At 68.2% G+C, this 3,652-nt stretch carries 5 protein-coding genes; all 5 read right to left on the reverse strand.

Going from position 1 to position 3,652, the window contains the following annotated elements:
* Positions 1-205: 205 nt before the first annotated feature.
* The 5 genes from IRZ30_RS16405 to IRZ30_RS16425 all read right to left on the reverse strand — a co-directional run bounded on the left by IRZ30_RS16405 (position 206) and on the right by IRZ30_RS16425 (position 3,618).
* Positions 206-1,255: a glycoside hydrolase family 76 protein gene (locus IRZ30_RS16405; RefSeq protein ID WP_294086712.1), complete on the reverse strand. Its 1,050-nt coding sequence runs from the start codon at positions 1,253-1,255 to the stop codon at positions 206-208.
* 267 nt (positions 1,256-1,522) lie between these two features.
* The gene (locus tag IRZ30_RS16410) at positions 1,523-2,050 is read right to left on the reverse strand and encodes a hypothetical protein (RefSeq protein ID WP_294086713.1); all 528 of its coding nucleotides are present in this window, start codon (positions 2,048-2,050) and stop codon (positions 1,523-1,525) included.
* A 54-nt stretch (positions 2,051-2,104) separates the two neighbouring features.
* A complete protein-coding gene (locus tag IRZ30_RS16415) occupies positions 2,105-2,869 on the reverse strand; it encodes an E3 ubiquitin ligase family protein (protein WP_294086714.1) in 765 nt (254 codons plus the stop codon).
* 121 nt (positions 2,870-2,990) lie between these two features.
* Positions 2,991-3,338, reverse strand: a complete 348-nt coding sequence (locus tag IRZ30_RS16420; protein WP_294086715.1) for a DUF86 domain-containing protein — start codon at positions 3,336-3,338, stop codon at positions 2,991-2,993.
* Positions 3,328-3,618, reverse strand: a complete 291-nt coding sequence (locus IRZ30_RS16425) for a nucleotidyltransferase family protein (RefSeq protein WP_366945372.1) — start codon at positions 3,616-3,618, stop codon at positions 3,328-3,330. Before IRZ30_RS16425 ends, IRZ30_RS16420 begins: the two co-directional genes overlap by 11 nt.
* Positions 3,619-3,652: the final 34 nt, after the last annotated feature.

A 3,652-nucleotide genomic window follows, 5' to 3' on the forward strand; every position in this document is an offset into this window, starting at 1 on the left:
CTCTCCCACAAGGGGAGAGGGGGAACTTCATGCGTCACACGTCATGCGTCACCCGTCGGCCGTTTTCCGTCCCACTCCCCTCTCCCAACGTTGGGAGAGGGGTCGGGGGTGAGGGCCATGCTCGATGACCAGGCCGGGGAGCGGCGGTTGCAACCGCCGCATACGAAAGCGGCGGCTCGGGCCGCCGCACTCCAAAGGCGTGGCGTCAGTCTGACGCCAGCAGCGCGAAGAGGCGTACCATGGCGGCCTGATGCAGGAGTTCCGGCGGCCGGCCGGGGTCGAAGGTGAACAGGTTGGTTTCTGTGTCGCGCTGTTTCGCCCACGTCCGCTCGGCGTAGTTCCGCAAGGTCCGTCGGTAGCGTGGATCCGCCGCTACCGCGTCGAGGAACAGCAGGTTCTCGAAGAAGATGGCGTTGAACGCCGGCCGCTGGGCGTCCAGCCGATCCTCGCGCGCGTAGTAGTCGAGCGCCGCGTCGGCGGTCTCCTGCGCCTCCTCCAGGTAGCGTGCTTCCCCGGTCGCGCGGTGGAGCAGCACCCCGGCGCCGATCATCGTCCCCTGGTTGTAGCTCCAGTACGTCTCCTCGATCTTCCCCGCCGGGTCGATGTGATCCCAGTAGAGCCCCTCCGGGGAGCGCAGGGTGGAGCGCACCCAGTCGTACATGCGCCGGGCCCAATCCAGGTACCGCTCCTCACCGTGGATCTCGTGGAGCCGGAGGGCGAGCAGCGCACCCGGTGCGGTGGAGACGGTGTTCCGGTCCTGGTTCCAATCGGCGCGTGTCCAGCGCACACCGCCGGGCGATGCGTGGCTGGCGTCGTCGTCCCACCCGGAGATGACGAACTCGAACACATCCCAGGCGCGCTGGATCGCCGCGGCGTCCCAGGTGAGCTGGTACGCGCGGGCGAGCGCCAGCCCCACCCACTCATTGTCGTCGTAGAACTGATCCCCACCGCCCGCGCGCCAGGAGCGGACACCCGAGTCGTAGGCAGGCGGGCGCGAGTCCGGGTTCCAGTAGCGCTCCAGCCCGTCGAGCCGGTCCGCCAGGTCAGGCAGGTAGCGGTCGCGCACCAGGGGCAGGGCGACGAGATCGACGGTGGCGGCCAGTGCCTGGGAGAAGGGCCAGAGGAAGGCAAACCCACCGGGTCCGCCCCCCGGCTCGCGGTACAGCTTGCGGCGCGCGTCGTAGAAGTGGCGCTGCATCGCCGCGTAGCAGGCCACTGCCCGATCGAGGGCGGAAGGTGTATCGACATGTGTCATCAGTGCCGGGATCCCATCGTCCGTGCTGCGTCATCCGAGCTCGGTGGCACGTCGCGCCGGGTGCGCTGCATGAGGGATGCCGCGACGCGGTAGTCGATGCTGCACTCCCAGCATAGCGGGTGAACGTACAGAGGGGAAGGGGGAGTGAGGCGTCATGCGTCATGCGTCATCCGTATTGCGTAGGGCTCCCCTCTCCCCTGGTGGGAGAGGGGTCGGGGGTGAGGGGGACGCATGACGCATGACGTGTGACGCATCCCGCCTCACGCCCTACGTCTCCCGTATCCGCTGCTCGGCGACGATGCGCCAGTCGCCGGCGTGGGCGAAGCAGATGGGGAGCGTGCGGCGCGGGAGCGCCAGGGTGACGGGTTGGCTGCGACCGGCGACGAGAGTGAGCAGGTGTCGCTCGTCCTGGCCGCCGGGGCCGCGGACTCGGAGCCAGACATCGGCGTGCGGGCTCCGGTGGTACACAACGACGCGGTCGACGGTGAACGCGTGCCCGGCGAGCCACTCCGCGATCGCATCCTCCGGCCGATCGGCGACGAGCGCGGGGTCCGGCGCGTCCCGTCCGGGTTCGTAGCTGGTGGTGGCGCGGTTGAGGCAGGTGGACCCGGCCAATCCCAGCACCCGGTAGGCGCGGATGCCCTTCAGCGCGCGGATCGGCGCGCTCTCCTCGGGGAGCCGCTGGCCGGCCCAGGTGAGCCCCAGGATGCCCAAGGCGCAGGTCGCCGCCACCCCGAGCACGACGACCGCAACGCAGCCCAGGATCATCGTCCGCCTTCGGACGCGCGGCGTCACGCTGCGTCCCTTCTGCTCCGATGGGGGAGGGCCAAGCCGCGGGTGGTCCGCCCGCTACGCGACGAGCGTGACGACGGCCGCCACGAACAGGATCACCGCAAGGGCGAACAGCGCAACGGCGCTGAATCCCAACCAGCGCGCCCGCTTGCCCCACGACTCCCGCAGCGCCTCTTCCGATCGGTAGCTGATGATGAAGCGTCGGCCTTTCAACTCCGGCGGCGGCCGGCCGATCGTGCCCCCCTCCTGGACGACGCCCAGCACGTAGACGGGGATGTCGACCGGCAGCACATTCTCCTCATAGCGGTAGCCGATGGTCCCGTCGCCGCCCCCGAGGTTCAGCGTGATGCCGCCGAAGGAGATCGTGGGGCCCAGGGCGGCGGTATTTCGCTCGAAGCGGTCCACGAGTTTCTGGGCGTCCACCTCCGCGCCGTCTGGATGGACCAGCACGCGGCCGGAGGAGTCCTCCACGTAGAAGGGGGTGGACTGCTCATTCTGCGCGACGGTCTCGGAGCGGCGGCTCGTCACCGTTTCACCCCTGGCGTTTCGCCGGCGATGCTCGTACTCCCGCACCACCCGCGATGAGTAGTAGACACAGGCGCGCTGCGCGAGTTCAGCGGTCAGCGGCGTGTCGCAGCGGATCACGCCCTTGACCTCGATCATCTCGCCCGGGATGAGGCTGGCGACTTCGCTGGCGGTGACGGTCGGCACCTTGGCCAGCAGGTTGGTCTTGGCCTGGATGCGCCGGCCGATGAAGAGGAGCACCGCGCCGATGCCTGCCGCCACCAGCCCGATGATCAGCAGTGCCCCCGAGGTCCCCATGGCTCATCCGCCCCTACCGCCCGCGATTCCGTTGATCCACCCTGCAGCGGCACGAGCGTACGGTCACCCTGCGCACCTGTCAACGTGCCAGCGGCTTGGGATGTGTCCGGGGAATGCGTCCCTATCCATCCTCTGCGTCACGAATTGCCCTGAGGGTCTCCTCCAATGGCAGCAGGTTCTCCACCACGGTGTGCCAAAGCAGGTCCACGTCGATCCGGAAGTACTCGTGGATCACGACATTGCGCATCGCTTGAAGTCTGGGCCAGGGTACGGTCGTGTAACGCTCCTTGACCTCTGCCGGAAGATGCCGAACTGCCTCGCCGATGACCGCGATCTCATAGGCGACAGCGCGGATGGACTTCTTGTCCGACACGAACGTGTCTTCGGTTAGCCCGTCGATAAACGTCCGGATGTTCGTCATCGCGTCGAGGATGTCGTCGATCCGGACGTACCAGGGTCTAGGCGACACGGATCGCTTCCTTGATCGCGGTATCGCGCAGCGCGTCCTTGAGCGAGCCAGGCGTCCCAAGATCGACGCGGACTCCGAGGAGGTCTTCGAGGTACTCTTGCAGGTCCAGCAGCGTGAAGTATCCCACCGGCCGGTCGAACTCGACCAGGAGGTCGATGTCGCTCTCCGGGCCGGCCTCATCGCGCGCCACGGAGCCGAAGAGGGAGAGCGAGCGCACGCCGAAGGCGCGGATCTCGTCTTGATGGGCGGTGAGGATCGCCAGCACCTCGTCGCGTCGCATGGTCGTGCTCCGTGTCGTGCCTGTTCCGGTGGCC

It is taken from the genome of Sphaerobacter sp., from assembly GCF_019683595.1.
In the GTDB taxonomy this organism is placed as follows: domain Bacteria; phylum Chloroflexota; class Chloroflexia; order Thermomicrobiales; family Thermomicrobiaceae; genus Sphaerobacter.